Source organism: Campylobacter concisus (assembly GCF_001891085.1).
Taxonomy (GTDB): Bacteria; Campylobacterota; Campylobacteria; order Campylobacterales; family Campylobacteraceae; genus Campylobacter_A; species Campylobacter_A concisus_O.
On record NZ_JXUP01000010.1, the window covers coordinates 66987 to 89731 of the forward strand.

Here is a 22745-nt window from a genome sequence, read left to right on the forward strand (position 1 = left end):
CATACCAATATAAAAGACAGATTACTTTTAAAAATTAAACTATAAATTTTTGTTGAAGTGATTTGAAGTCTTGATTAAAATTTTTCTATGAGTACTATTTTGGATTTTCTAAAAATTTAGCTACCGATCAATTTTAAAAAAGAAAGATAGCTATATTTATAGTATAAATTTTAGTTACCTCTGCTTCCAGGTTTGATCGCTTTGCTTCCATTTTTACAAAGTGGGCAATGCTCAGGCTCATAAATTTCAAACTCAAAATTTCCTAAAGCAAAAAACGGCTTATCGCTTGGTAGTTTGGCATTTGGCTTAGCTTCATTGTCTAAATTTGTAACCTTACAAAAGCCACGGTTCGCAAGTGCTGCAAAGCCAACTACCTCACCGCCAAGGCTCTCTATCACACGTGCTGCTTCAAGTGCCGAGCCGCCAGTCGTGATGATATCCTCACAAACGATAAATTTCTCACCCTTTTTTACCTCAAAACCACGCCTAAGACTCATTACCTTTTCAACTCGCTCTGTAAATATAAATCGCTTCTTTGCTGCGCGAGCTAGCTCATAGCCAGCTAAAATTCCTCCAAGTGCAGGCGAGCAAACGCTATCAAATCTAATGCCAAATTTCTCTATCACACGGGCAAGCTCATCAGCTAGCTTTCCAGCCAAAGCTGGGTCTTCAAGCACCTTTGCACTTTGGAGATAAAACTGCGAGTGATTGCCACTGCTTAGCAAAAAATGTCCCTCTAAATACGCCCCAGCCTCTTTATAAATTTTCTCTAAATCCATCGTTTTTTCCTTTTAAAATTTACTCAAAATCTTAACACAAGCCCACTTAAGCCACTCTTTTTAAAATTTAATAAGCCACACATTTGTATAATCTCTCAACACTCACAAAAAGGACGCTCATGCTTATATTTAATCCTGTTGTTTTTAGCATTTTGGTAATGACGATACTTTGTCTATTGCGTTTTAACATTTTGCTTTCTATCCTTATCTCTGCTCTTGTTGCGGGAGTAATGTATAAGCATGGATTTAGTGGATTTGAAAGTGGCATTGCAGGTGGGATCGATAGTCTCTTTACAGCCCTAAAAGAGACTACACAAAGCCTCATAAGCGGTATGCAAGGCAATCTTGAAACATCGCTTAGTTATATTTTACTTGGTGCTTTAGCAGCCGCTATCGCAAATACAAATTTAACTGCTATCTTGATAAATGCTTTGAGTAAATTCCTTAGCTCAAATAAAGTGATTTTTATACTAACTATCGCATTTATAGCGTGCTTATCTCAAAATTTAATCCCAGTTCACATAGCTTTTATACCTATTTTAATCCCGCCGCTTCTTGCTATTATGAACAAAATGGGAATAGATAGACGTGCAGTGGCTTGTGCTTTGACATTTGGTCTTCAAGCACCTTATGTAAGCCTTAGCGTTGGCTTTGGTCTGCTTTTTCACAATATCTTAAAAAAAGAGCTAGCAAATAACGGCATAACAACATCTATTTCTGATATCTCTTCTGTTATGTGGATAGGTGGTGCTTCTATGCTTATCGGACTTATCCTTGCTATACTTTTTTATGGCAAAAAAAGAGCTTATAAAACTTCAAAATTTGAAAAAGAAGAGCTTGATGAGATCGAGCGCGCAAAAAGCCTTGAGATGACTAAAAAAGAGTGGGCGGTTTTAGCTGGTGCAGTTGTGGCTTTTGGTGTGCAAATTTATACTGAGCTGCTACCTCTTGGCGCACTACTTGGACTTTTGGTTATGGTCGTTTTTGGCGGAATAGAATACAAAAAAGTAGATAAGATCATGGACAATGGCCTTGCTATGATGGGATTTATCGCTTTTATCATGCTAGTTGCTGCAGGTTATGGCACTATCCTAAGAGAGAGTGGCGGAATAGACGAGCTTGTAAAATACGCTAGCTTGGTATCTGGTGGCAAGATAGGCGGAGCATTTTTGATGCTGCTTATCGGACTTCTCGTTACGATGGGCATAGGCACTAGCTTTGGCACGATACCTATCTTAGCCTCTATCTATGTGCCACTATGCGTTAGTCTTGGTTTTGGCGTACCAGCATCATCTTGTTAGTTGGTATAGCTGCGGCTCTAGGAGATGCTGGAAGTCCTGCAAGCGATAGCACACTTGGGCCAACAAGCGGTCTAAATGCTGATGGTGAGCACAACCACATATATGATACTTGTGTACCTACATTTGTATTTTTCAATATCCCACTTATCATCGGTGGCATAGTTGGAGCTATGATACTTGGATAAAATTTGGCGTTAATTACGCCAAAATTCTTTTTATTTCTTCTACTTTTTATCAATATAAATTTTGGAACATCTTTTGCTTTTGAAAAATATAAAAATTTAAAATGCAAAAAGGATAAGTCAATGATGAGATCACTTTGGTCTGGTGTTTCAGGCCTACAAGCCCACCAGATAGCCATGGACGTAGAAGGCAACAATATCGCAAACGTCAATACTTATGGTTATAAATACAACCGTGCAAATTTTGCTGATATACTAAGCCAAACTCCAAGAGTAGCTACCGCTCCACAAGGTCAGCTAGGCGGTCAAAATGCTATGCAAATAGGTCTAGGAACGACTATAAACTCAACTACAAGAATTTTCTCGCAAGGCACATTAACATCTACTGATAAGCAAACAGACCTTGCACTTCAAGGAAATGGTTTCTTTGTCGTATCTCCAGATGGCGGAACTACAAGATACTATACAAGAAATGGTGACTTTGTCCGTGATAAAGCTGGAAATTTTGTAAACAATAGCGGCTATGTCGTTCAAGGCTGGACAAGAGATGAAGAGACTGGCACTATTGACTCAACTGGACCGATAAAAAATATTGTGATAAAAGAGGGTCTTACTACTCCAGCAAGAGCGACAACAGAAGTAAAGATAAAAGGCAACCTTGACTCAGGCAATACCATAGGACAAAGAAGTACGCCTATTTATTCACTAGACTCAGTTGCTGGTGGACGTGACTATAACAATGACGGGATTTTAGATCCAAATGAAGTCCACAATGAAAATGATGTAAATAATGATCAGTTTTATACAAACTCAAGAAAAGAACAAAGCTTAACAGAGCGTGGCGTCGATCTTGGTGTTACATTTGATGAGCTTGGAAATGGTCTTGCTTTAAGAGATGGACAAGGTATCTGGGTGAGCTATGCAAATGCTAAAACTGAAAAATTTGAAATAGGAAGTAAATCACCAAATAATGTTGGTTCACTTACTAATAATGGAACTACAAAAAAATTAAATATAACATTAAATGGTGTAAATATAACCGGAGATGTAACAAACATAAGCGATGTTGCAGCTGCTATCAACGCTCAGTATAATAAAACTGGCGTTAGAGCTGAAATTTCAGAAGGTAATAAACTAACACTTATAAATAGAAATAACTCAGGTACTACAAAAGAGACAAAAAATATTCACTTAACTGTCAATACTGGTGATGAATTAGTAGCAGCAACGACAGCAATGGGAGTGGCAAATGGTGGTTTAAAAAATCGAGATATTATCACAGCTTATCAATATGTCTATACGAGCTCACAAACAACAGCAGTTCACGAATACAATGATGCGAAAGAAAGGCAAGTAACTACAACAGAAGATCTTCGTGCTGCTATGCAAAAAGATGCAAGGAGTTACGTTGACTACAATGGAGACGGTCAAATAAGAGTAAACTCAGCTGTACCTAATGCTATAAAACAAGCAACAGAAGCTCATAATATAACTCCGGGTACTGGTGGAGCAGCTATAGCTGATACAACATGCCAAACAGCTTATAATAATGCTTATAACGCTGCAACTGGTACTCCAGATGCAAAACACGCAGCTGGTATCGAAGCACTTAAAAAACTTGCTGATGATTTAAATGATGGCACAAAGATTACTGTAAATAAACTAGGTCAATTTCAACTAGAAAATCCATCAAATGAAGTAGCAGATCATGCACTTTATATGACAACAACTGGTCTTACAAAGCCAGCTCAAGGTACAAATAATTCGGCTATAAATGAAAATGTTAGACTTACAACTATTATGAAAGCACTTGATGGCGCACTAAGCCCGGGCCAAGCTCTAAGAGCAAGTGGAAAGATGATGATGTCAAGCCACGGCTCAACGGCAGAAATTTTTGACTCACTTGGTTCAAAACACACAGTTAGTATCAAATGGACAAAGACAGGCACTACAACAGATGGTGGAACTGAGTGGAGCATGGTTATACAAGTGCCAGAGCCAGCTAAGATAAACTACACAGGTGAAGGTCCGGATAATGTTATAACTGGAACAGCTAGATTTAACGCAAATGGCTCACTTGCAAGTTTTCATCCAGCAACGATAACATTTTCAGCTAACAACGGCTCACAAAGTGGCCAAAACATTAGTTTAAATTTTGGTCTTGGAACTGACTTTAACGGCTTAACAAGCTTTGATAAAGACTCATCAACTGAATCAATCTCGCAAGATGGCTACACAGGCGGCACATTAAACGGCATAAAAATAGATGAGACTGGAACGATAATAGGCTCATTTTCAAATGGTCAAAGCTTTGGCCTAGCTAAAGTAGCACTTGCTACCTTTACAAATAACGAAGGCCTTCAAAGCGAGGGCGGAAATGTCTTTTCACAAACCGCAAACTCAGGCGAAGCAGTTATCGGTGCAGCTGGTACAGGCGATAAGGGAACGATCGCAGCTTCAAAACTTGAAGCTAGTAACGTCGATCTAAGCCGTGCGCTAACAGATCTTATCGTTATTCAAAGAGGTTTCCAAGCAAACTCAAAAACGATCACAACAAGTGACGAGATGCTAAATACACTTCTTCAATTAAAACAATAATAACTAAGACTTTTACAAAAGGGAGCATTTGCCTCCCTTTGAAATTTATGCTTTAAATTTACAAATAAAATCAGCCTTCTTTTTGTAAAATGTTAAAAAATTTTACAAAAGAGAAAAAATGCAAGTAACACTACTAAATCACACTCCACTAAATATCTGCTCTCATGCGATCCGCACATGCTGGCAAAGCTTTGAAAAAGGTGATAACGGCGGCGAAAAAGATATTGAGCTAATAGATAGAGTAGGCAATAAATTTAAACACGCCTCGACCTTAGAGCACCTATACTACAACTTCTACATCCAAGGTATCTCTCGTGCGCTACTTCAAGAGCTAGCTCGTCACCGCTTGGCAAGTCTAAGCGTCAAATCAACCCGCTACACGCTAAAAGAGCTAAAAAAAGAGGAAAAATTTGAAGTAGGGCAGTTTGAGCGTGCAGCTAAATTTATTGTACTAACAAATGACGAGCTAGTCGATAACGCAAGCATAAAAGCGCTTGAAAATTTACGTGAAATTTTAGCCTCAACTACAAAAAGCCTTGACATCGTCAAATACTGCTTGCCAGAGTGCTATAAAACTGAGCTTACATGGAGCATAAATGCTAGAAGCTTACAAAATTTCATCTCTTTAAGAAGCTCAAAATCAGCCCTTTGGGAGATAAGAAATTTAGCAAATGCTATCTACGATGTCTTACCTGAAGAACATAAATTTATCTTTGAAAAATGCTTGCCAGAGGATGAGCAAAACTAACATTTGAGTTAGTGTGGAGTGATGAAACGAGCGCTAAATTTACTTTTGTAAAACGTAAAGAAGCTCGTCTACGTGGATGTTTCTAGCTTTTAAATTTCTACTGCCGCGGTAGGCGTTATACTTTTGGCGCAATAGTTGAACCTTGCCCATTTTATTTAGGTTTTGATCAAATTCATCTTGGTTGATAAAACCCTCTGAGTTAAACGAGATAAGCACAAATTTAGCCTTTAAATTTGCTATCAGCTCGAAAAATGCCTCGCTTGCTGATGATTTTTTATTAAAAACTGATCTGTTCCAGTCTTTCGCGATACCTGAAACTTTTGAAATATTGCTTGGCTCAGTGTTGCTTGCGATGAGATTTAGCATGAAGTAGTTTGAGCCGTATGGGTGCTGATTATAAGGCGGATCAAGATAGACTAGATCAAGCCCATCAAGCTCTTTTGCGAGGAAATTTGCGTCCTTTTGATAGACCTCAAAAGGCACGTTAAAATTTGAAAAAATTGGCTTAGCTAAATTTATATCAGAAGTGATCCTTGAAATGGCGTTTTGCCCCCTGCCACCAAACTGACCGATGCCATCTTTATTTTTATGAAAACCTTTAAAAATTCCACTTGTATTTGCATGTACGCTTGCATTATAAAGAAGCGGAGCTATGAAAAATTTTCTCATCTCCTCTGGCATTAGCTCATCTATGAGCCTTCTAGCAGTGTCGATGAAGATAGCATTTTTTCTTGTGTAAAAGACCCGCTCGCCAAAAGAGATATTTTCATCATCTTGTGGGGCATAAAGTTTTGTTATAAAGCCTTCAGAAAGATTATCTTCTATCTCTTTTTCAAGCCTTTTTTGCCAGAAATTTATCTCATCTATTAGCTCATTTGTGGCGTTTTGCAAATAGCATGAGTTTGTGATAAAGCTATAAAGCTCCAAGTCGTTTGCGACTAGGAATTCGCTATTTTGTTTTAAAAACCTAGCCACCACGCCGCTTCCACTAAAGAGGTCACAGCAGCTAAGCTTCTCTTTTTTAAGCTCGTCTTTTGCGTATTTTACGCCTAGATCTATAAAGCCTAAAAGAGAGCGTTTGTTACCAAGATAAGTTAAAATTTGCTCTTTTAGATAGGCTTGATTTTCTTGTTTTACTGGCTTCAAATCAGTGCTTTTTTAGTCCCATAGCATCAACGTCAAGCTTGATCTCGTCGTTATTTATGATGACTAAGCCAAGATCAAGAATTTTCTTTGCTATGGCATGCGCTTCATCAAGAGAGTGCATCTTATAAGTGCCACATTGGAATTTATTTAGCTCTGGGATTTTATCTTGGTCTTTGACTTCTAAAATATCTTTCATAGAGGCTAACCATGCCTTTTTTACAGCCTCTTCGCTAGGTGTGCCGATCACACTCATATAAAAGCCAGTTCTACAGCCCATCGGTGAGATGTCGATGATCTCTACTCCATTGCCGTTTAGATGGTTTCTCATAAAGCCAGCAAATAAATGCTCTAATGTATGAGTACCCTTTTCTGGCAAAATTTCTTCATTTGGCTTACAAAATCTCAAGTCAAAAACACTGATATCATCGCCCTTTGGCGTTTTCATACTTTTTGCTAGTCTTACTCCTGGGGCTTGCATTTTTACGTGATCTACACAAAAACTATCAAGTAATGGCATATCTTCTCCTTTAAATTTTTGGTAATTTTAGCGTAAAAAATGTTTAAAATTTAAAGGCTCATGCAAAATTTTACATAAGCCTTGTAATATCTGAATGTTTGTGGGTATTAAAATAACAAAACTTTTACTTAACTATTATAAATTTCTCATATATTCCGTACTATAAATACCTTGAATACGTCTTTCCATGTCACCATACCAACTTTTTGGAAGAGTGGTGAGAGAGTTAAATTTCTCTAGTAAATTTAAATTTTCACTTGGCGCGTGAAAAAGTCTATTTACTTCTAAAATGCTCATATGAACTGGATCTTTTTCTATAACTTCTATCACGTCACCTGCCTTGCACGATCCTGGTGTTATGACGCGGTAATACCAGCCAGTAAGGCCAGTTTCAAAGATGTGAGTAGCCATATTTTCATTGCCCCATCTTTTTGAGAGCTTAAAGCATGGCTTTCTAGGCTGCGAGACTTGAAGCACAAGCGAGCCAATCTTATGGATATCACCCACATAAACGCAGCTCTCATCAAGCCCATCAACACATAAATTCTCTCCCATCGCACCATAAGCCATATTTTTCAATCCTAAAAAACTCTCCCAATCGGTGTAGTTTAAAAACGAATTTGCAAATATAGCTTTTTCTGGGCCTCCATGGTGCTTTGTATCAGCGACACTATCACCCACAAAGCCAAGCTCATTTGCAAAAATTTCACCATTTTGAGCTACTTTAAATATAGCTGAACTCCATGGTGTATTTAACTTATCAGTTGCACTTTGCGAGCCATAGTTTTTCACCTCGCCAATTAATAATGCTTTTACTATTGCCATCTTTTTCCTATCAAATTTAGCTTACTCTTAAATTATTCGCATGAGTTAGTGCAATCGCGATTGCATCGGTGATATCAAGCGGTTTTATCTCTTTATTTATACCTAAAATTTTCTTCACCATAAACGCTACTTGCTCTTTATCAGCTTTGGCCTTGCCAGTGACAGTTTTTTTCACCTGAAGCGGTGTATACTCGGCAAAATCACCATGAAGCTGTAAAATTTTAAGGCTGAGCGCTCCGCGAAACTGAGCGAGTTTTAAAACCGTTTTTGGGTTGTAAGCAAAAAATATATCTTCGATCGCGACCTCGTCAAATTTATGATTTTTAAAGATGAGATCAAGCCCCTCACAAAGCTCGGTAATCTGATATTGAAGTGTGTTTGGTTTTATTTTTATGAGTCCTGCTTCAAGAAGAGTAGTTTTTAATTTATTTTTTTCAAGTATTGCATAACCGCAATTCTTCGTACCTGGGTCGATTCCTAAAATTTTCATCACTATCTTTTCAATACTTTTTCACGACTTTTTCACGATGTGAAAAAGTTTGTCAGAGTTTAACAAAGGTTTTATTAAAATTAAGATAGTATCACTATAAAAATTCTCGAAATTTAAGGCATAAAAATTTGATAGCAGACGAAATTTTAGAAAATCTTTCAACACAAATTTCACCTGAAGAATACCAAAGTTATATAAAGCAATTAAAATTTAACGAAAAGGCTTCAGACGATCATATTATCGTATTTACTGCACCAAATGAATTGATGGCTAAATTTATAAATACAAGATATGCTGATAAAATCGCTCATCTATATGAAGTTAGAACAGGCATAAAACCAAATATAGAAATTTCATCTACTAAAAGTAGCAAGGTATCAAAACAAAATCAAATAAATGTTAAGCAGATAAAAACACAAAGTAGCATTTTAAATCCAAGCTACACATTTGAAAATTTTGTCTGTGGAGCGTCAAATCAATACGCATTTTTAAGCGCAAAAGCAGCCGCTGAAAAGCCTGGCGTACTTTATAATCCACTTTTTATCTATGGCACAACAGGACTTGGCAAGACTCACTTACTCCAGTCAGTCGGAAATCACTGCCTAAATAAAGGAAAAACCGTTATTTGCGTAACTAGCGAACAATTTATGATAGATTTTACCAGTCACATAAATAACCACTCAATGCCAAAATTTCGTGAAAAATATAGAAACTGCGATGTTTTACTAATAGACGATGTGCAGTTTCTTGGTAAAACTGATAAAATCCAAGAGGAATTTTTCAACACATATAATGAACTTTTAGCAAAAAATGGTCAAATAGTTATGACTTCAGATCGACCTCCAAAGACACTAAAAGGCTTTGAAGATAGGATGATTTCAAGATTTGATAAGGCCTTTATGGCTGATATTACGCCACCTGAACTTGATACAAAAATAGCCATCATCATCAAAAAATGCGAATTTGATAAAATTGATCTAAATAAAGAGGTCATAAACTACATAGCTACAAACATGGGAGATAATATCCGTGAGATCGAGGGAGCTATCATAAATTTAAACGTATTTAAAACTCTTATGAAAGAAGAGATCACACTTGATCTTGCAAAAAGTATATTAAAAGATTTGATCAAAGAAAAACGTGAAAATATAAATTTTGATACTATCGTTGAAATAGTTAGCAAAGAACTAAATATCAAACAAAGTGATATAAAAAGCAAATCAAGAGTTACAAATATCGTAGAAGCAAGACGAATCATCATATATCTTGCAAAGATGCTTACAACAAACTCAATGCCACAAATCGCAAACTATTTTGGTATGAAAGATCACAGTGCTGTTAGTCATAATATTAAAAAGATAAATGAGCTAATACAAACTAATGAAATTTTTAGTCTAAAAGTTACTGAATTAAAAAACAAAATTTTGACAAAAGGATAAAATACAATATGAAATTTGTGAATAAATGTGAAAAAGAAAATATAATTTTTCACATTTCAAATAGCTGTATTTCGATGTTTGAAAGCACTTTTCACTTTTTAACATCACCTACTAAAACAAAAAAATTAAATTTAAAAATAGAAGGAAGTTTTTAATGAAGGTTTTAATAAACAAAAATATGCTTGAAAGCATAGTAACAAATACAAATCCATATCTTGAAAAAAGAGATCTTAGTGCTATAACTTCTCACATTTATATCTCAGCAAAAGATGGTGTTTTAAACATAAAAGCAACTGATCATGAAATAGGTCTAGCATATAAGCTAAGTAATGTAAAAATCGTTGATGAAGGTTACGCAACTGCAAATGGTAAAAAATTACTTGACATTATAAAAAGTCTAAAAGACGAAGAAGTGATGTTAGAAACTGTAAACAACTATCTTTATATAAAACAAAAAAACTCAAAATATAAACTTCCGATGTATAAATTTGAAGATTTCCCAGAATTTCCAACAATTGATGGTAAATCAAAATTTGATGTTGATGCTGTTATGTTAGGAAGAAGTTTAAAGAAAATTTTACCAAGTATTGATAGTAATAACCCAAAATTTGAACTAAACGGAGCTTTTCTTGATATTAAAAAAGACTTTATAAATATCGTCGGAACTGACACAAGAAGACTTAGTGTATTTAGATTTCAAACACCAACTGAAAAAGAATTTTCACTTATAATCCCTAAAAAAGCTATCAATGAAATACAAAAATTATTTTTTGACAAGATAGAAATTTACTATGATGAAAATATCTTAATTGCTCAAAGTCAAAATTTTGAATTTTTCACAAAACTTATAAATGGCAAATTTCCAGATTACGAGCGTGTAATACCAAAAGAGGTAAGAAAAAGACTTCAATTAAGTAGAGATAAGATGATAGAGGGTATAAAAACTATCTCAATGCTAAGTGATACAATGAAAATATCTTTTGCAAAAGACAATATAACATTTGAAAGTGTTATAGAAGACAACTCTGAAGCAAAAACTACGATAGATTATCAAACTGGTTTAGAGCTTGGAGATGAATTTTTCATAGGTATAAAAAATAGATATCTACTTGACTTTTTAAGTAGCATCGAGGATGAAAATTTTGAGCTTGGATTTAATGAAAGCTCACTAGCATTTGTTGTAAATTCAAAAGAATTAACAACAGTAATAATGCCGATAAATTTATAAGATAAGGCAAGATTATGGAAAATAATTACGGCGCAGAAAATATCAAAGTACTAAAAGGGCTTGAGGCGGTCAGGAAACGCCCAGGCATGTATATAGGCGATACTAACATAAGCGGTCTTCACCATATGATCTATGAAGTCGTTGATAACTCTATCGACGAAGCTATGGCAGGATACTGCGATACGATCGATGTTGAGCTTACACGTGAGGGCTCAGCTATCATCAGCGATAATGGCCGTGGTATCCCAGTAGATATGCACCCAACTGAGAAAATTTCAGCTGCGACTGTTGTTCTAACTGTGCTTCACGCTGGTGGTAAATTTGATAAGGACACTTATAAGGTCTCTGGCGGTCTTCACGGCGTTGGTGTATCTGTTGTAAATGCCCTTTCTAAAAAACTAGTCGTAAATATCAAACGTGATGGCAAGCTTCACAGACAAGAATTTTCAAAAGGCATCCCACAAAGCGATCTTGAAGTTATAAAAACTACAAACCGTACAGGCACACAAGTCGAGTTTTGGCCAGATGATAGCATATTTGAAGTGACTGAATTTGATGATGAAATTTTAGTAAAAAGATTTCGCGAGCTAGCCTATCTAAACCCAAAAATAACTATAAATTTTAAAGATCAAAGAAATGGCAGAAGCGAGAGCTTTCATTTTGAGGGTGGACTTGAGAGCTTTGTAACTGATATGAACAAGGCAAATGCTGTCAGTAAAGCAGTATCATTTAGTGGCGGCGAAGATGACGTGCTTGTTGATTTTGCACTACTTTACAACGACACTTATAGTGAAAATTTATTAAGCTTTGTAAATAACATCAAAACTCCAGATGGCGGTACACACGAGGCTGGATTTAGAGCGGGCCTTACAAGAGTTATCACAAACTACGTTCAAGCAAATGCTGCTGCACGTGAAAAAGATACAAAGATAACTGGCGAAGATATACGAGAGGGACTAATAGCAGTTGTGAGCGTAAAAGTGCCAGAGCCACAGTTTGAGGGACAAACAAAGGGTAAACTAGGCTCAAGCTACGTAAAACCGATCGTTCAAAAGATGGTTTTTGATGTGCTTACAAAGTATTTTGAAGAAAATCCTATCGAAGCAAGAGCGATAATGGATAAAGCTCTAATGGCAGCTCGTGGTCGCGAAGCTGCTAAAAAAGCTAGGGATCTAACTCGCAAAAAAGAGAGCATGAGCGTAGGCACACTCCCTGGCAAACTAGCTGATTGTCAGAGCAAAGATCCAGTCATAAGTGAGCTATACCTAGTGGAGGGCGACTCTGCGGGTGGTTCTGCAAAGCAGGGACGTGATAGAGTTTTTCAAGCGATATTGCCGCTTAAGGGTAAAATTCTAAACGTTGAAAAGGCAAGACTAGATAAAATTTTAAAGTCTGATGAGATAAAAAATATGATAACAGCGCTAGGATGCGGTATTGGAGATGAATTTGACGCTGAGAAGCTTAGATATCATAAGATCATTATCATGACCGATGCTGACGTCGATGGTAGCCACATCCAGACGCTTCTTTTAACTTTTTTCTTTAGATTTTTAAATAAAGTTGTAGAAAATGGCCACATCTACCTAGCTCAGCCACCACTTTACCGCTATAAAAAAGGTAAGAAAGAAATTTATCTAAAAGATGAAAAGGCGCTAAACGAATTTCTTATCGAAACTGGCATCGAGGGCGTTGATATAGAGGGTATAGGCAGTGCTGATTTGATTGATTTCTTAAAGATCGTTGCAGCTTATAGAAGCGTCTTAAAAGAGCTTGAAAAACGCTTTAACGTCCTTTCAGCGATCCGCTATATGATAGAAAATCCAGACATCGTTTCAAAAAGCTACAATGAAATTTTTGAAATTTTAAGAGACTTCTTAAAAGCTGAGGGCCACAACATCCTAAACCACTACGTTAGCGAAGATGAGGTTAGAATTTATGTCCAAACTGAAAGTGGCCTAGAAGAGCTTGTGGTAAATGAAAATTTATTCACAAATCCACTTTACGAAGAGGCGCTTTATATTAGCCAAAAGATAAAAGAGCGCGGCTTAGACTTGCATAGTGACGTTATAGACGTGCTTGATGAAGTAGAAAAAAATGCGAAAAAAGGTGCATATATCCAGCGCTACAAAGGTCTTGGTGAGATGAACCCTGAGCAGCTTTGGGAGACTACGATGAACCCTGAGAACAGAAGACTTTTAAAGATCGATATAAACGACGCTATAAGCGCTTCTGATACGTTTAATCTCTTCATGGGCGATGAGGTCGAGCCAAGAAGAAACTACATCCAAGATCACGCAAAAGACGTTAAACACTTGGATATTTAAAAGAAAAAGGATAAAAGATGAGCGAAGAGATGAAATACGGCGAGAAAATTTTAAAAGAATTTGACGTAGAGAGTGACCTTGAGGTCTGGGAAAATAAGCAAACAAGGGACTATGTCATAAAGATCACTCTGCCTGAGTTTTGCTGCCTTTGCCCTCGCTCTGGTTATCCTGACTTTGCCACAATCTATCTTGAGTATATTCCAAATAAGCTAGTTGTCGAGCTAAAAGCGATAAAGCTTTATATAAATAGCTTTATGAATCGCAATATCAGCCATGAAGATAGTATAAATGAAATTTACTCTGTTTTAGAGAAAAAACTTGAGCCTAAATTTATGAAGATAGTTGGCGACTTTAACCCACGTGGAAATGTTCATACGGTTATTGAAATAAGCTCTGATCTAGTTGTAAAAAAGCCAGCTGAAGAGAAAGAATTTGCTCCAAAAAGTAGGGAGAGAAGCTTTAGCGATAAGCCACGTGAGATACGAAGTACAAGCGATCGTGGCAATAGAGGCAGCAGAGATGATAAATTTAAAAAAGATGACAAACCAAGAAGAAGCTCAAACAAAGAGGGCTTTAGAAAGATAAGCTATGCCGATGATAAGAAGCCAAAAGTAGTCAAAAAGGATAAATAATGATAAGTGCTAAGCTTATAGAACATATCTTTAAAGCAGCATCTATATCACGTTGGAATGACTATCCAAAGATGACAAATTTAGTCGAGCTTGATAAGCAGGCTCATAAATTTATCATCGCTTATTTCATAGCAAAACAAGAACAAGACGCCGATATGAACTATATCATTGAGGCTGGAATTTTTGAGTTTTTAAGTAGGGTTGTAGTCACAGACATACGTCCAGACGTCTTTCACCACATCCAAAAGACAAAAAAAGAGCAGATAAATAGCTGGGTCTTAAGTAATCTTGATAGTCTTATTTCAGATATTGAAAATGGCGAGTTTTTAGAGAGATTTAAAAATTATTTTAAAAGTGATAGAAAGCATGAAAAAGAACGCCTTATCCTAAAAGCAGCCAGCTATCTTGCCACTAGGTGGGAATTTTCTATCGTCTATCAAACAAGCCAGTTTTTAAGCGACATCGACGAGCTTAAGGCGAAGGTTGAGGAGGAGATGGAGGATTATTACGAGCTAATTGGCGTTAGAAAGATCGCTATGAATCAAAAATTAGCCCGCCTTGTTGATTTAAGTGGTAGGCTAAGGTTTCAAAAACGCTGGGCACAAACGCCTCGTATTCCTGAAACTGCGGTCTTAGGGCATATGCTAGTAGTTGCGATACTTAGCTATTTTTACTCACTAAAAGCAAAAGCTTGCAAAAAACGTTTAGAAAATAACTTCTTTTGCGCACTATTTCATGACCTGCCAGAGAGCCTCACAAGAGATATCATAAGCCCTGTGAAATACGGCGTAAAAGGGCTAAATGAAATTATCAGCGAGTATGAGATGAGGCTTATTGATGAGAGGATTTTGCCGTTTGTGCCTGAAAAGATAAAAGACGAGTTTAGCTACATCCTTGGCATCAGAAAAGATGGTGAAAAATTTATAAAAGATGAGTTTGGAAATAGAACTTACGAGCGTAAAATCATATGCCACGAAGGGACGATGGAAAACGTAAATGAGGATAAATTTAACCCAATAGATGGCAAAGCACTAAAATACTGCGACAAGATATCAGCCTACATAGAAGCTGGAATTTCTATAAGCTATGGCGTCAAGTCAAAAGAGCTAACTGACGGTTTTAATAATATGTATAAATTTTTTAGTGAAAAACCTAAGATCGACGGAGTGGATTTTTTAGAAATTTGCGATGATTTTAATGAGCATTTTGGTTTAGAAAGACCCCCTCTCAGATAACTGCGGCACACACTTAATACAAGTGCTCTGCTGTGTTCCCACCCTGAAGCGGTGCTCATAAAAAGCATTGCACAGGTCTAAGAAGGAGCTTCGCAATCATACAAAAACTATACTTAAATTTTGTTTTATAGTTACATTTTTAAAAATTTAGCTTTAAAAGTATATAATCAGCCCAAATTTCATAAAAAGTAGAGTAATGTCTGGAAAGTTTAAACTTCGTTTTTTATCAGCTTTTAGAGATTTTTTTATCTATCATCACAAATCTTTAGAATTTCGTGCAAAAATTTTTGCTGCTATGATCTCTGCTAAATTTGACCCAGACGAAGATGATTTTTTTGTTTTAAATGACATTACAAATGAAATTTATGAAAATGACCAAACCAGAAAAGACTTTTTGATCCAAACTGTTAAAGAGTATGTAGCAAGAGTTAAAAGAAACGATAGAATCACACTTGATGCACTACTTTTAAGCATTGATAAAGACCTAAAAGATCACAAAAGATACGCCAAAAAGATAGATTTTTCTCATCTTCGTCGCTTGATGAGTGGCTGTGAGGAAGAAATTTTAGTTCAGCAAAGGGTTTATGAGTTTTTAATAAACGAAGTTAAACTCTATTCTTAAAATTATCATTCATTTTAAATTTTTAATCATCAACTAGCATAAAATTATTTCTTCATCTGAATAGCAGTCTGGATCATCTCATCACTTGTTGTGATGCTTTTTGCACTAGCCTCATAAGCCTTTTGTGTGACTATAACCTCACTTAGCGCTTGACCAAGATCGACATTACTCATTTCAAGTTTATTTGCAAGAATTTGTGAGCCATAAATAGTCTCACCAGCTTTATTTTTATAAAAAAATGCCTCACCTGAATTTGGAGTTGCTTCATAGAGATTATCACCTACTTTTGATACGCCCTGTTCATTTTGGAAGTGATATAGAGCTATTTTTGCAACTATAAATGAGCGAGAATTGTCAAAATTTGCCATGATATTTCCACGGTCATCGACGCTATATTTTGAGAGATTTCCTTCGGCGTAGCCATCTGCTTTTATGACAAAGTCTTTTTTTGAATTGGCCGAGCTTGTTATGCCATTATAGACGTTTGAATCTCCATCGCCAAGAAAATTTAAAGCCACGTTTCCAATACTTGTTAATGTATTTGTAATAAGCCTGCCACTACCATCAAAAGTAAGTGTTCCCATAGCTGTATTTTGTACAACACCATTAGCATCAGTTATCGTAGCTGTAGCATTCCAAATGGTTTGATTGTCACCTTGAGGGATTTGCTTTGTAAAATTTATAGTTACTAAGCTTTTTGTACCATCGCTGTTATATATCTCTGAGCTTAGTTTTTCTTTATTAGCTACTTCAACTAGTGATGTAACTTCAGCTTTTACATCTAAGCTAGCAAAATTCATAAATTTTAGGCTTTTATTGTTTATATGCCAGCTGCCATCGTTCTCTAGCGTGGTTGAAAACTCACTAAATTTACCATCGCCGTCTTTTACTTTTACCACTACGCTATCACCTGCTTTTGCACCAAAGTTCGTCTGACTTAGTGGGATTTGTCCATTTAGTGAGATAGTTTTATTTGTATTATCGAGTGTATAATTAAAATTTGCCGCATCAATGGCTGTTGTTCGCTTATCTGTTATAAGGCTTGAGTCTAGGTTGCCTTTTAAATTTATATTTTTTGTTTGCTTGGCTGGCATATATAAAAAATGAGGTAAATTTATACCTTTTTGTGAGCCAGTATCGCCTAGTTTTAGATCCTCTTCTTTTGCAGTAAATGCCTGCGTGGTACCTTTTGTTTGACCATATTTTCTAAGAGCATTAGCACTTGGAGTGACTGGAGTAAAACTTGTTAACGTACCAAGAAGCAAGTTGCCTTTATTATCTACTAAATTTCCAGCCCCATCTATATCGAAGCTACCTGTTCTTGTGTAGTAGTTTCTACCATTTTTATCAACGACACCAAAAAAGCCTTTACCGCCTATGGCTAGGTCGAAGTTATTATCGGTATTTTGAAAACTACCATTTGTCATCTTTAAAGCTGTCGTTTGTTTCGTAGCTCCAAGACCTACTTGATTGTTAGTTGGACCACTTCCAGCGGAAGCCATATGTTGATTGATTAAATTTTTAAACTCAGGGATTGAAGCTTTAAAACCTACGTTGTTGATATTTGAGATATTATTTGCCCAAACATCCATGCCAAAGCTTTGTGTTTTAATACCACTAATTCCGTTGTAAAAACCTCTCATCATGGCTTTTATCCTTCGTAAAATTCAGATATTTTATCCATTGGGACATATTCGCCTGCGATTTTTATCATAGCTTTGCCGTCTACAAATTTTACTGCTTCAACCGGATAGCTACCTACTTGGGTCTTGTATGAATTACCATCTTTTCCAGTGTAATTAACAGAGACTGTATATGCTCCGTTTGGTAATTGTTTTCCAGAATCATCTTTACCATCCCAAGATATTCTGTGAACTCCTGATTTTAGATCTTTTATATCGATTGAACGAACGACCTCTCCATTTGCATTTTTAATTTCAAGCTTACCATTTGCAAGATCTGATTTAAAATAAAGTGCAAAATTTACAGTTTTTTGCTCATCTGTTAGTAAAACTGAGTTTGAACCAGTTGAGACCATTTTTCCAAGAGCTGAGATAGCGTAGGCATTTGCATTTGATTTTAACTGATTTACAAGCTCTTTCATAGCTGAGTTTGTATTTTGTTGCATCTCTAGTGATGCTAGCTGGCTAGTTTGCGTAAGCATCTTTTCAGTATCCATAGGACTTGTTGGGTCTTGATACTGAAGCTCTGTTAAAAGTAGCTTCATAAATGCATCTTTATCTAGCTGTGCATTTGGGTTAGTTCCTGTGCCAGCTGCCGCATCTTGCTTTGCTTTTGCCTTTTTCTCGGCATTTTTTTGCTGTGTTGTTTGTGTAGTTATATCTGAAACTGAAGCCATAATCTCTCCTAAATATATCTTGGTATTACTAGTTCAAGCAAGCTTTGTTCCGCTTGAGCGTTTTCGCTCTCGTCGCTTTGATTTGAGCTATATTTGTTCTTTGCTTGTTCTCTTTTTTCTTGTCTTTGGTTTTGGTCTGAGAAATTCATCTCAAGCTCGGTAAATCCCATATTTACAAGACTATTTTTAAACTCGGCTTGATTTTGCAAAAAGAGATTCATCGTAGCCGTGGTTGAGTTAAAATTTACATGTAAGTTATTGCCTCGATTTACCATCGTGATCTCAACCTCGCCTAAATTTAGAGGATTAAGCGTTATGTTAAAACGAGTGATCGGAGCTTTGTAATTTTGCACCTGCTCTTTTAATGTAGAAGAGAAGTTACTAAGCGTCTCTTTTATCTCGGCTTTTGTCTGAAGCTGGTGCTTAGCGCTGTTTGCGATATCTTTTACCATTTGATTTAGCTCCGATTTATTATCGCTACTAAATGTCTCTTTGCTCTCAAAATTCTCATTTTTTTGTTGTTCTCTTTCAGGAAAGAGTAGCGACTCTAAAGTTGGGGCTTTTTGCGCCTTTTGCTCGTGTAAATTTACCTTTACTTTTGGTTCTTTTGGCTGCTCCTCTGGCTCAACATCCACTATCTCATCATCAAGCTTTACTTCACTATCTAGCTTTTTAGGCTCTTCTTTTACTAAATTTTTAACTTCATTAGTTGGATTTGCCACTACCTCTTTTAATAAAGTATCAAGCTTTACGACCTCTTTTGGTTCATTTTTGATGATGGTTTGCTCGACCTCGTTTTTTAGCTCTTTTAGGTAAAAAGGCTTCTCTTCAGTTTTTATAGGTGTGAAAAATTCTTTCTTGCCCAAATTTTTAAACATCTCATTTAGTTTTGGCACATCTTCGTTTGAAATTTCTATATTTTCAAGGCCAAGATCAAATTTCTTAGCAAGGTCGATAAGATCGCTAACGCTTTTAACATTGCTAAGCTCTTCGACGTTTTCAGGCACACTTAAGAAATTTGCTATTTTGTCGCTGAAATTTGGAAATTTACTTACTTTTTCATTGCCATTTAGAATTTCTAAAACTTGTAAAAGCTGCATAAAATTTGCATTTTCATAAAGCTCATTTTTTGTATTTTCATCCAAATTTTCTTCAAGTGCGGCTGAAATTTTTGCCGCGCTTTCGCTTTGAGCTTTTTGCAGTGTCTCTTTTTGAGTGGTAACCGTTTTTACTATCTCTTTGACATCTTTTTCAGTGATTTTTTGGCCGCTATTTGCCTTACTCGCAGCCGCATCCAAAACCATCGACAAAAACTCGCCGTTGTTTTGAGATTTTTTAGAAGCAGATGGCTTTTTACCTCCAGCAGGAGCCAGCAAATCTACGTTATTTTTCGCTGTATAAGCTTGCATTTAAACCTTTCAAATTTTTAAACTTAATGCCAAACATGCAAAATCTATTCCAAAAATTAATTTCTTGATATCAGCTTAAAATTTATAAAAATTTGGCTATAATCTGCCCCTATTTTAAAACTGACAAACGAAAAATAGCAAACTAATAAACGGAGAAAAATTTGGAAAAGATACGAAATATAGCCGTTATCGCACACGTCGACCACGGTAAAACAACAATGGTTGATGAGCTTTTGAAACAGTCAGGAACATTTAATGAGCATCAAAACCTTGGCGAGCGTGTAATGGATAGCAACGACATAGAAAGAGAGCGTGGCATCACGATCCTTTCTAAAAATACTGCTATTCGCTACAAAGATACAAAGATCAACATCATTGACACCCCAGGTCACGCCGACTTTGGTGGTGAGGTAGAGCGTGTTCTTAAGATGGTTGATGGCGTTTTACTACTTGTCGATGCGCAAGAAGGCGTTATGCCACAAACTAAATTCGTCGTCAAAAAAGCACTTTCACTAGGGCTTCGTCCAATCGTTGTTGTAAATAAGATAGATAAGCCAGCAGGCGATCCAGACCGCGTTATAAATGAAATTTTTGATCTTTTTGTCGCACTTGATGCAAATGACGAGCAGCTAGAATTTCCAGTCGTTTATGCCGCTGCTAAAAATGGCTACGCAAAGCTAAAACTAAGTGATGAAAACAAAGATATGCAGCCACTTTTTGAGACTATCCTAGCTCACGTACCAGCTCCAAGCGGTAGTGATGAAAACCCACTTCAGCTTCAAGTGTTTACTCTTGATTATGATAACTACGTCGGTAAGATCGGTATCGCGAGAATTTTTAATGGCAAAATATCTAAAAACCAAAACGTCATGCTTGCAAAGGCTGATGGCACAAAGACAACTGGTAGAATTTCAAAGTTAATTGGCTTTATGGGTCTTGAAAGAACCGATATTAATGAGGCTGGCACTGGTGACATCGTAGCGATCGCTGGTTTTGATGCGCTTGACGTTGGCGATAGCGTCGTTGATCCAAATAATCCTCATCCACTAGATCCTCTTCACATCGAAGAGCCAACACTTAGCGTTGTATTTTCTGTAAATGACGGCCCATTGGCAGGTACTGAGGGCAAACACGTCACATCAAATAAGATCGATGAGCGCCTTGCAAACGAGATGAAGACAAATATTGCCATGAAATACGAAAATATCGGTGAGGGCAAATTTAAAGTAAGTGGCCGTGGTGAGCTTCAGATTACTATTTTGGCTGAAAATATGCGCCGCGAGGGCTATGAGTTTTTACTTGGTAGACCCGAGGTTATAGTAAAAGAGATAAACGGCGTAAAATGCGAGCCATATGAGCTTTTGGTTATCGACGCACCTGATGATACGACAGGCACAGTCATAGAAAAACTAGGCAAAAGAAAGGCCGAAATGGTCTCTATGAACCCAACAGGCGACGGTCAAACAAGGATCGAGTTTGAGATCCCAGCGCGCGGACTTATTGGCTTTAGAAGCCAGTTTTTGACTGATACAAAAGGCGAGGGCGTTATGAACCACAGCTTTTTGGAGTTTAGACCACTAAGCGGCACCGTCGAGCACAGAACAAACGGCGCGCTAGTTTCTATGGAAAACGGCGTAACGCTTGCTTATTCGCTATTTAACTTACAAGATCGTGGCGTGCTTTTCCTTGATCCGCAAGCAAAAGTCTATGTGGGTATGATCATTGGCGAGCATAGCCGTCCAAACGACCTTGACGTAAATCCTATCAAGGGTAAAAACCTAACAAACGTGCGTGCAAGCGGTAGCGACGATGCGATCAAGCTTGTGCCACCTAGAAAGCTAAGCCTTGAGCGCGCGCTAGAGTGGATAGAAGATGACGAGCTAGTCGAGGTTACGCCTATAAATATTCGCGTTCGCAAGCGCTATTTAGACCCAACAGAGCGCAAAAGAAAAGCGAAACTTTAATCAAATTTTATCATTTTAGCCCCTTTGTAAAGGGGCTAATAATTAAACCCTAAAAACAGCAAAAAATTTATATAAATTTCTCATACTTTTTTGCATTATTTATTTAAGTTGGCTTTGTTCAAGACGAAATAGAGCCATTCTCTCATTTAAAATTTATCAATCTTAAAACCATTTATACTTTAAAATACCATACTTACTTTTCTATTTTTACTTTTAATGTAATCAATATGAAAATGCCTAGTTTATGCTAAAATCGGCGAAAATTTAAAGGAAACCGATGAAAAAAAACTAAAATTTATCTTTGCTCTCGCCGCGGCGTTTATTTTTAGCGGCTGCTACGAGACGACGCTACTTACGCGCGTACCGATCTCCACGCTTATTTCGGATAAAAGCTCGGAAGTGAAATCCACGATCGTGCTAACGGATATAACGCCGCAGACGTACGTTACGAAAACGGTAACGGACAACGTGCGGGTTTTCGTCCCGGACGCTAAATTTAAGGACTTCCCGACGGGAGAAACTGCCTATGAGATGAGCGTTAGCGTAGGCAAGGGCGAAAAGGGCGGCAAAAACTCGGATAAGCGCGCCGTGCGGATATATCTAGGCTCAGACGGCGACGTCTACGGCAAGCTTAGTAAAAACATGCTCGAGCAGTACGCGGGCGCGGCGAAGCAGAAAATGGAGCCGACGCTAAAAGCGGCGATCAAATTTGAAAACGACACGAAAGGATGTCTATGAGCTGGTCGTGGGCAACGAGTTTAAGGCGAGCGACGAGGCGCAGACGGGCGGCGTTTATACCTTGGCGCCGGGGCAGGTTACGGGGGCGATCTGGGCGGATAGTGCGGCGGTAAATACGGCGATCGCGGGCAAGGCGGTCAAAATCGGAGTTTTAAAAAAGACGGCTAAATGAAAAACGTAAAAATCGGCTTCATCGGCGGCGGAAATAT

18 protein-coding genes, 1 other RNA gene and 2 pseudogenes are annotated in these 22745 nt (G+C 37.1%); 12 read left to right on the forward strand and 9 right to left on the reverse strand.

Going from position 1 to position 22745, the window contains the following annotated elements; translation table 11 throughout:
- Positions 1–170 precede the first annotated feature (170 nt).
- Positions 171–779: an orotate phosphoribosyltransferase gene (gene pyrE, locus TH67_RS09155; RefSeq protein ID WP_072595295.1), complete on the reverse strand. Its 609-nt coding sequence runs from the start codon at positions 777–779 to the stop codon at positions 171–173.
- A 119-nt stretch (positions 780–898) separates the two neighbouring features.
- On the opposite strand from pyrE, the pseudogene TH67_RS09160 reads away from it, so the two are divergent.
- The 3 genes and pseudogenes from TH67_RS09160 (at position 899) to thyX (ending at position 5608) form a co-directional block, all read left to right on the forward strand.
- Positions 899–2265, forward strand: a pseudogene (locus TH67_RS09160) (Na+/H+ antiporter NhaC family protein).
- A gap of 120 nt (positions 2266–2385) precedes the next feature.
- Entirely contained in the window at positions 2386–4860 is a 2475-nt protein-coding gene (gene flgE, locus TH67_RS09165; RefSeq protein WP_072595320.1) for a flagellar hook protein FlgE, read from the forward strand.
- A gap of 118 nt (positions 4861–4978) precedes the next feature.
- Positions 4979–5608, forward strand: coding sequence for an FAD-dependent thymidylate synthase (gene thyX, locus TH67_RS09170; protein ID WP_072595296.1), 630 nt, complete (start codon positions 4979–4981; stop codon positions 5606–5608).
- A gap of 39 nt (positions 5609–5647) precedes the next feature.
- On the opposite strand, the gene TH67_RS09175 is transcribed toward thyX, so the two are convergent.
- The 4 genes from TH67_RS09175 to ruvC all read right to left on the reverse strand — a co-directional run bounded on the left by TH67_RS09175 (position 5648) and on the right by ruvC (position 8592).
- Positions 5648–6754 (reverse strand): DNA adenine methylase, encoded by a 1107-nt coding sequence (locus TH67_RS09175; RefSeq protein ID WP_072595297.1) that lies wholly within the window; start codon positions 6752–6754, stop codon positions 5648–5650.
- A gap of 1 nt (position 6755) precedes the next feature.
- A complete protein-coding gene (gene luxS, locus TH67_RS09180; protein ID WP_072595298.1) occupies positions 6756–7271 on the reverse strand; it encodes an S-ribosylhomocysteine lyase in 516 nt (171 codons plus the stop codon).
- A 135-nt stretch (positions 7272–7406) separates the two neighbouring features.
- Positions 7407–8096 carry an MOSC domain-containing protein gene (locus tag TH67_RS09185; RefSeq protein ID WP_072595299.1) on the reverse strand — a complete coding sequence of 230 codons (690 nt, stop codon included), beginning with the start codon at positions 8094–8096 and terminating at the stop codon, positions 7407–7409.
- Between the two features lie 16 nt (positions 8097–8112).
- Positions 8113–8592 carry a crossover junction endodeoxyribonuclease RuvC gene (gene ruvC / locus TH67_RS09190; RefSeq protein WP_180371756.1) on the reverse strand — a complete coding sequence of 160 codons (480 nt, stop codon included), beginning with the start codon at positions 8590–8592 and terminating at the stop codon, positions 8113–8115.
- Positions 8593–8714: 122 nt separating this feature from the next.
- On the opposite strand from ruvC, the gene dnaA reads away from it, so the two are divergent.
- The 5 genes from dnaA (at position 8715) to TH67_RS09215 (ending at position 15444) form a co-directional block, all read left to right on the forward strand.
- Positions 8715–10025 carry a chromosomal replication initiator protein DnaA gene (gene dnaA, locus TH67_RS09195; protein WP_054195855.1) on the forward strand — a complete coding sequence of 437 codons (1311 nt, stop codon included), beginning with the start codon at positions 8715–8717 and terminating at the stop codon, positions 10023–10025.
- A gap of 154 nt (positions 10026–10179) precedes the next feature.
- Entirely contained in the window at positions 10180–11253 is a 1074-nt protein-coding gene (dnaN, locus tag TH67_RS09200; RefSeq protein ID WP_072595301.1) for a DNA polymerase III subunit beta, read from the forward strand.
- Between the two features lie 14 nt (positions 11254–11267).
- Positions 11268–13577 (forward strand): DNA topoisomerase (ATP-hydrolyzing) subunit B, encoded by a 2310-nt coding sequence (gyrB, locus tag TH67_RS09205; RefSeq protein WP_072595302.1) that lies wholly within the window; start codon positions 11268–11270, stop codon positions 13575–13577.
- A gap of 17 nt (positions 13578–13594) precedes the next feature.
- On the forward strand, positions 13595–14209 hold the full coding sequence (gene queF, locus TH67_RS09210) for a preQ(1) synthase (protein WP_257638071.1): 615 nt from the start codon (positions 13595–13597) through the stop codon (positions 14207–14209).
- Positions 14209–15444 (forward strand): HD domain-containing protein, encoded by a 1236-nt coding sequence (locus TH67_RS09215; RefSeq protein WP_072595303.1) that lies wholly within the window; start codon positions 14209–14211, stop codon positions 15442–15444. Before queF ends, TH67_RS09215 begins: the two co-directional genes overlap by 1 nt.
- On the opposite strand, the gene ffs is transcribed toward TH67_RS09215, so the two are convergent.
- Positions 15431–15528, reverse strand: an RNA gene (gene ffs, locus TH67_RS09220) — signal recognition particle sRNA small type. The two genes, TH67_RS09215 and ffs, sit on opposite strands and share 14 nt — an antisense overlap.
- Before the next feature lie 112 nt (positions 15529–15640).
- On the opposite strand from ffs, the gene TH67_RS09225 reads away from it, so the two are divergent.
- A complete protein-coding gene (locus TH67_RS09225; RefSeq protein ID WP_072595304.1) occupies positions 15641–16066 on the forward strand; it encodes a hypothetical protein in 426 nt (141 codons plus the stop codon).
- Positions 16067–16110: 44 nt separating this feature from the next.
- On the opposite strand, the gene TH67_RS09230 is transcribed toward TH67_RS09225, so the two are convergent.
- From TH67_RS09230 to fliK, 3 genes and pseudogenes are all read right to left on the reverse strand, one after another.
- Positions 16111–17709: a flagellar hook protein FlgE gene (locus TH67_RS09230; RefSeq protein ID WP_081370938.1), complete on the reverse strand. Its 1599-nt coding sequence runs from the start codon at positions 17707–17709 to the stop codon at positions 16111–16113.
- Between the two features lie 8 nt (positions 17710–17717).
- A complete protein-coding gene (locus tag TH67_RS09235; protein WP_072595306.1) occupies positions 17718–18425 on the reverse strand; it encodes a flagellar basal body rod modification protein in 708 nt (235 codons plus the stop codon).
- Between the two features lie 8 nt (positions 18426–18433).
- Positions 18434–18802: pseudogene (gene fliK / locus TH67_RS10885) on the reverse strand (flagellar hook-length control protein FliK); the annotation flags it as partial.
- Positions 18803–19995: 1193 nt separating this feature from the next.
- Here fliK and typA point away from each other — a divergent pair.
- The 3 genes from typA to TH67_RS10720 all read left to right on the forward strand — a co-directional run bounded on the left by typA (position 19996) and on the right by TH67_RS10720 (position 22708).
- Entirely contained in the window at positions 19996–21798 is a 1803-nt protein-coding gene (typA, locus tag TH67_RS09245; protein ID WP_072595308.1) for a translational GTPase TypA, read from the forward strand.
- A gap of 468 nt (positions 21799–22266) precedes the next feature.
- Positions 22267–22536 (forward strand): hypothetical protein, encoded by a 270-nt coding sequence (locus TH67_RS10715; RefSeq protein WP_257638072.1) that lies wholly within the window; start codon positions 22267–22269, stop codon positions 22534–22536.
- Complete coding sequence (locus tag TH67_RS10720) at positions 22508–22708, forward strand: hypothetical protein (protein ID WP_257638073.1); 201 nt, start codon at positions 22508–22510, stop codon at positions 22706–22708. Before TH67_RS10715 ends, TH67_RS10720 begins: the two co-directional genes overlap by 29 nt.
- Positions 22709–22745 lie beyond the last annotated feature (37 nt).

Bases quoted from the DNA above. Each gene is read 5' to 3' on its own strand.
- pyrE (WP_072595295.1), bottom strand. From the start codon at position 779: ATGGATTTAGAGAAAATTTATAAAGAGGCTGGGGCGTATTTAGAGGGA.
- flgE (WP_072595320.1), top strand. From the start codon at position 2,386: ATGATGAGATCACTTTGGTCTGGTGTTTCAGGCCTACAAGCCCACCAG.
- thyX (WP_072595296.1), top strand. From the start codon at position 4,979: ATGCAAGTAACACTACTAAATCACACTCCACTAAATATCTGCTCTCAT.
- luxS (WP_072595298.1), bottom strand. From the start codon at position 7,271: ATGCCATTACTTGATAGTTTTTGTGTAGATCACGTAAAAATGCAAGCC.
- TH67_RS09185 (WP_072595299.1), bottom strand. From the start codon at position 8,096: ATGGCAATAGTAAAAGCATTATTAATTGGCGAGGTGAAAAACTATGGC.
- dnaN (WP_072595301.1), top strand. From the start codon at position 10,180: ATGAAGGTTTTAATAAACAAAAATATGCTTGAAAGCATAGTAACAAAT.
- gyrB (WP_072595302.1), top strand. From the start codon at position 11,268: ATGGAAAATAATTACGGCGCAGAAAATATCAAAGTACTAAAAGGGCTT.
- queF (WP_257638071.1), top strand. From the start codon at position 13,595: ATGAGCGAAGAGATGAAATACGGCGAGAAAATTTTAAAAGAATTTGAC.
- TH67_RS09215 (WP_072595303.1), top strand. From the start codon at position 14,209: ATGATAAGTGCTAAGCTTATAGAACATATCTTTAAAGCAGCATCTATA.
- TH67_RS09225 (WP_072595304.1), top strand. From the start codon at position 15,641: ATGTCTGGAAAGTTTAAACTTCGTTTTTTATCAGCTTTTAGAGATTTT.
- TH67_RS09230 (WP_081370938.1), bottom strand. From the start codon at position 17,709: ATGAGAGGTTTTTACAACGGAATTAGTGGTATTAAAACACAAAGCTTT.
- TH67_RS09235 (WP_072595306.1), bottom strand. From the start codon at position 18,425: ATGGCTTCAGTTTCAGATATAACTACACAAACAACACAGCAAAAAAAT.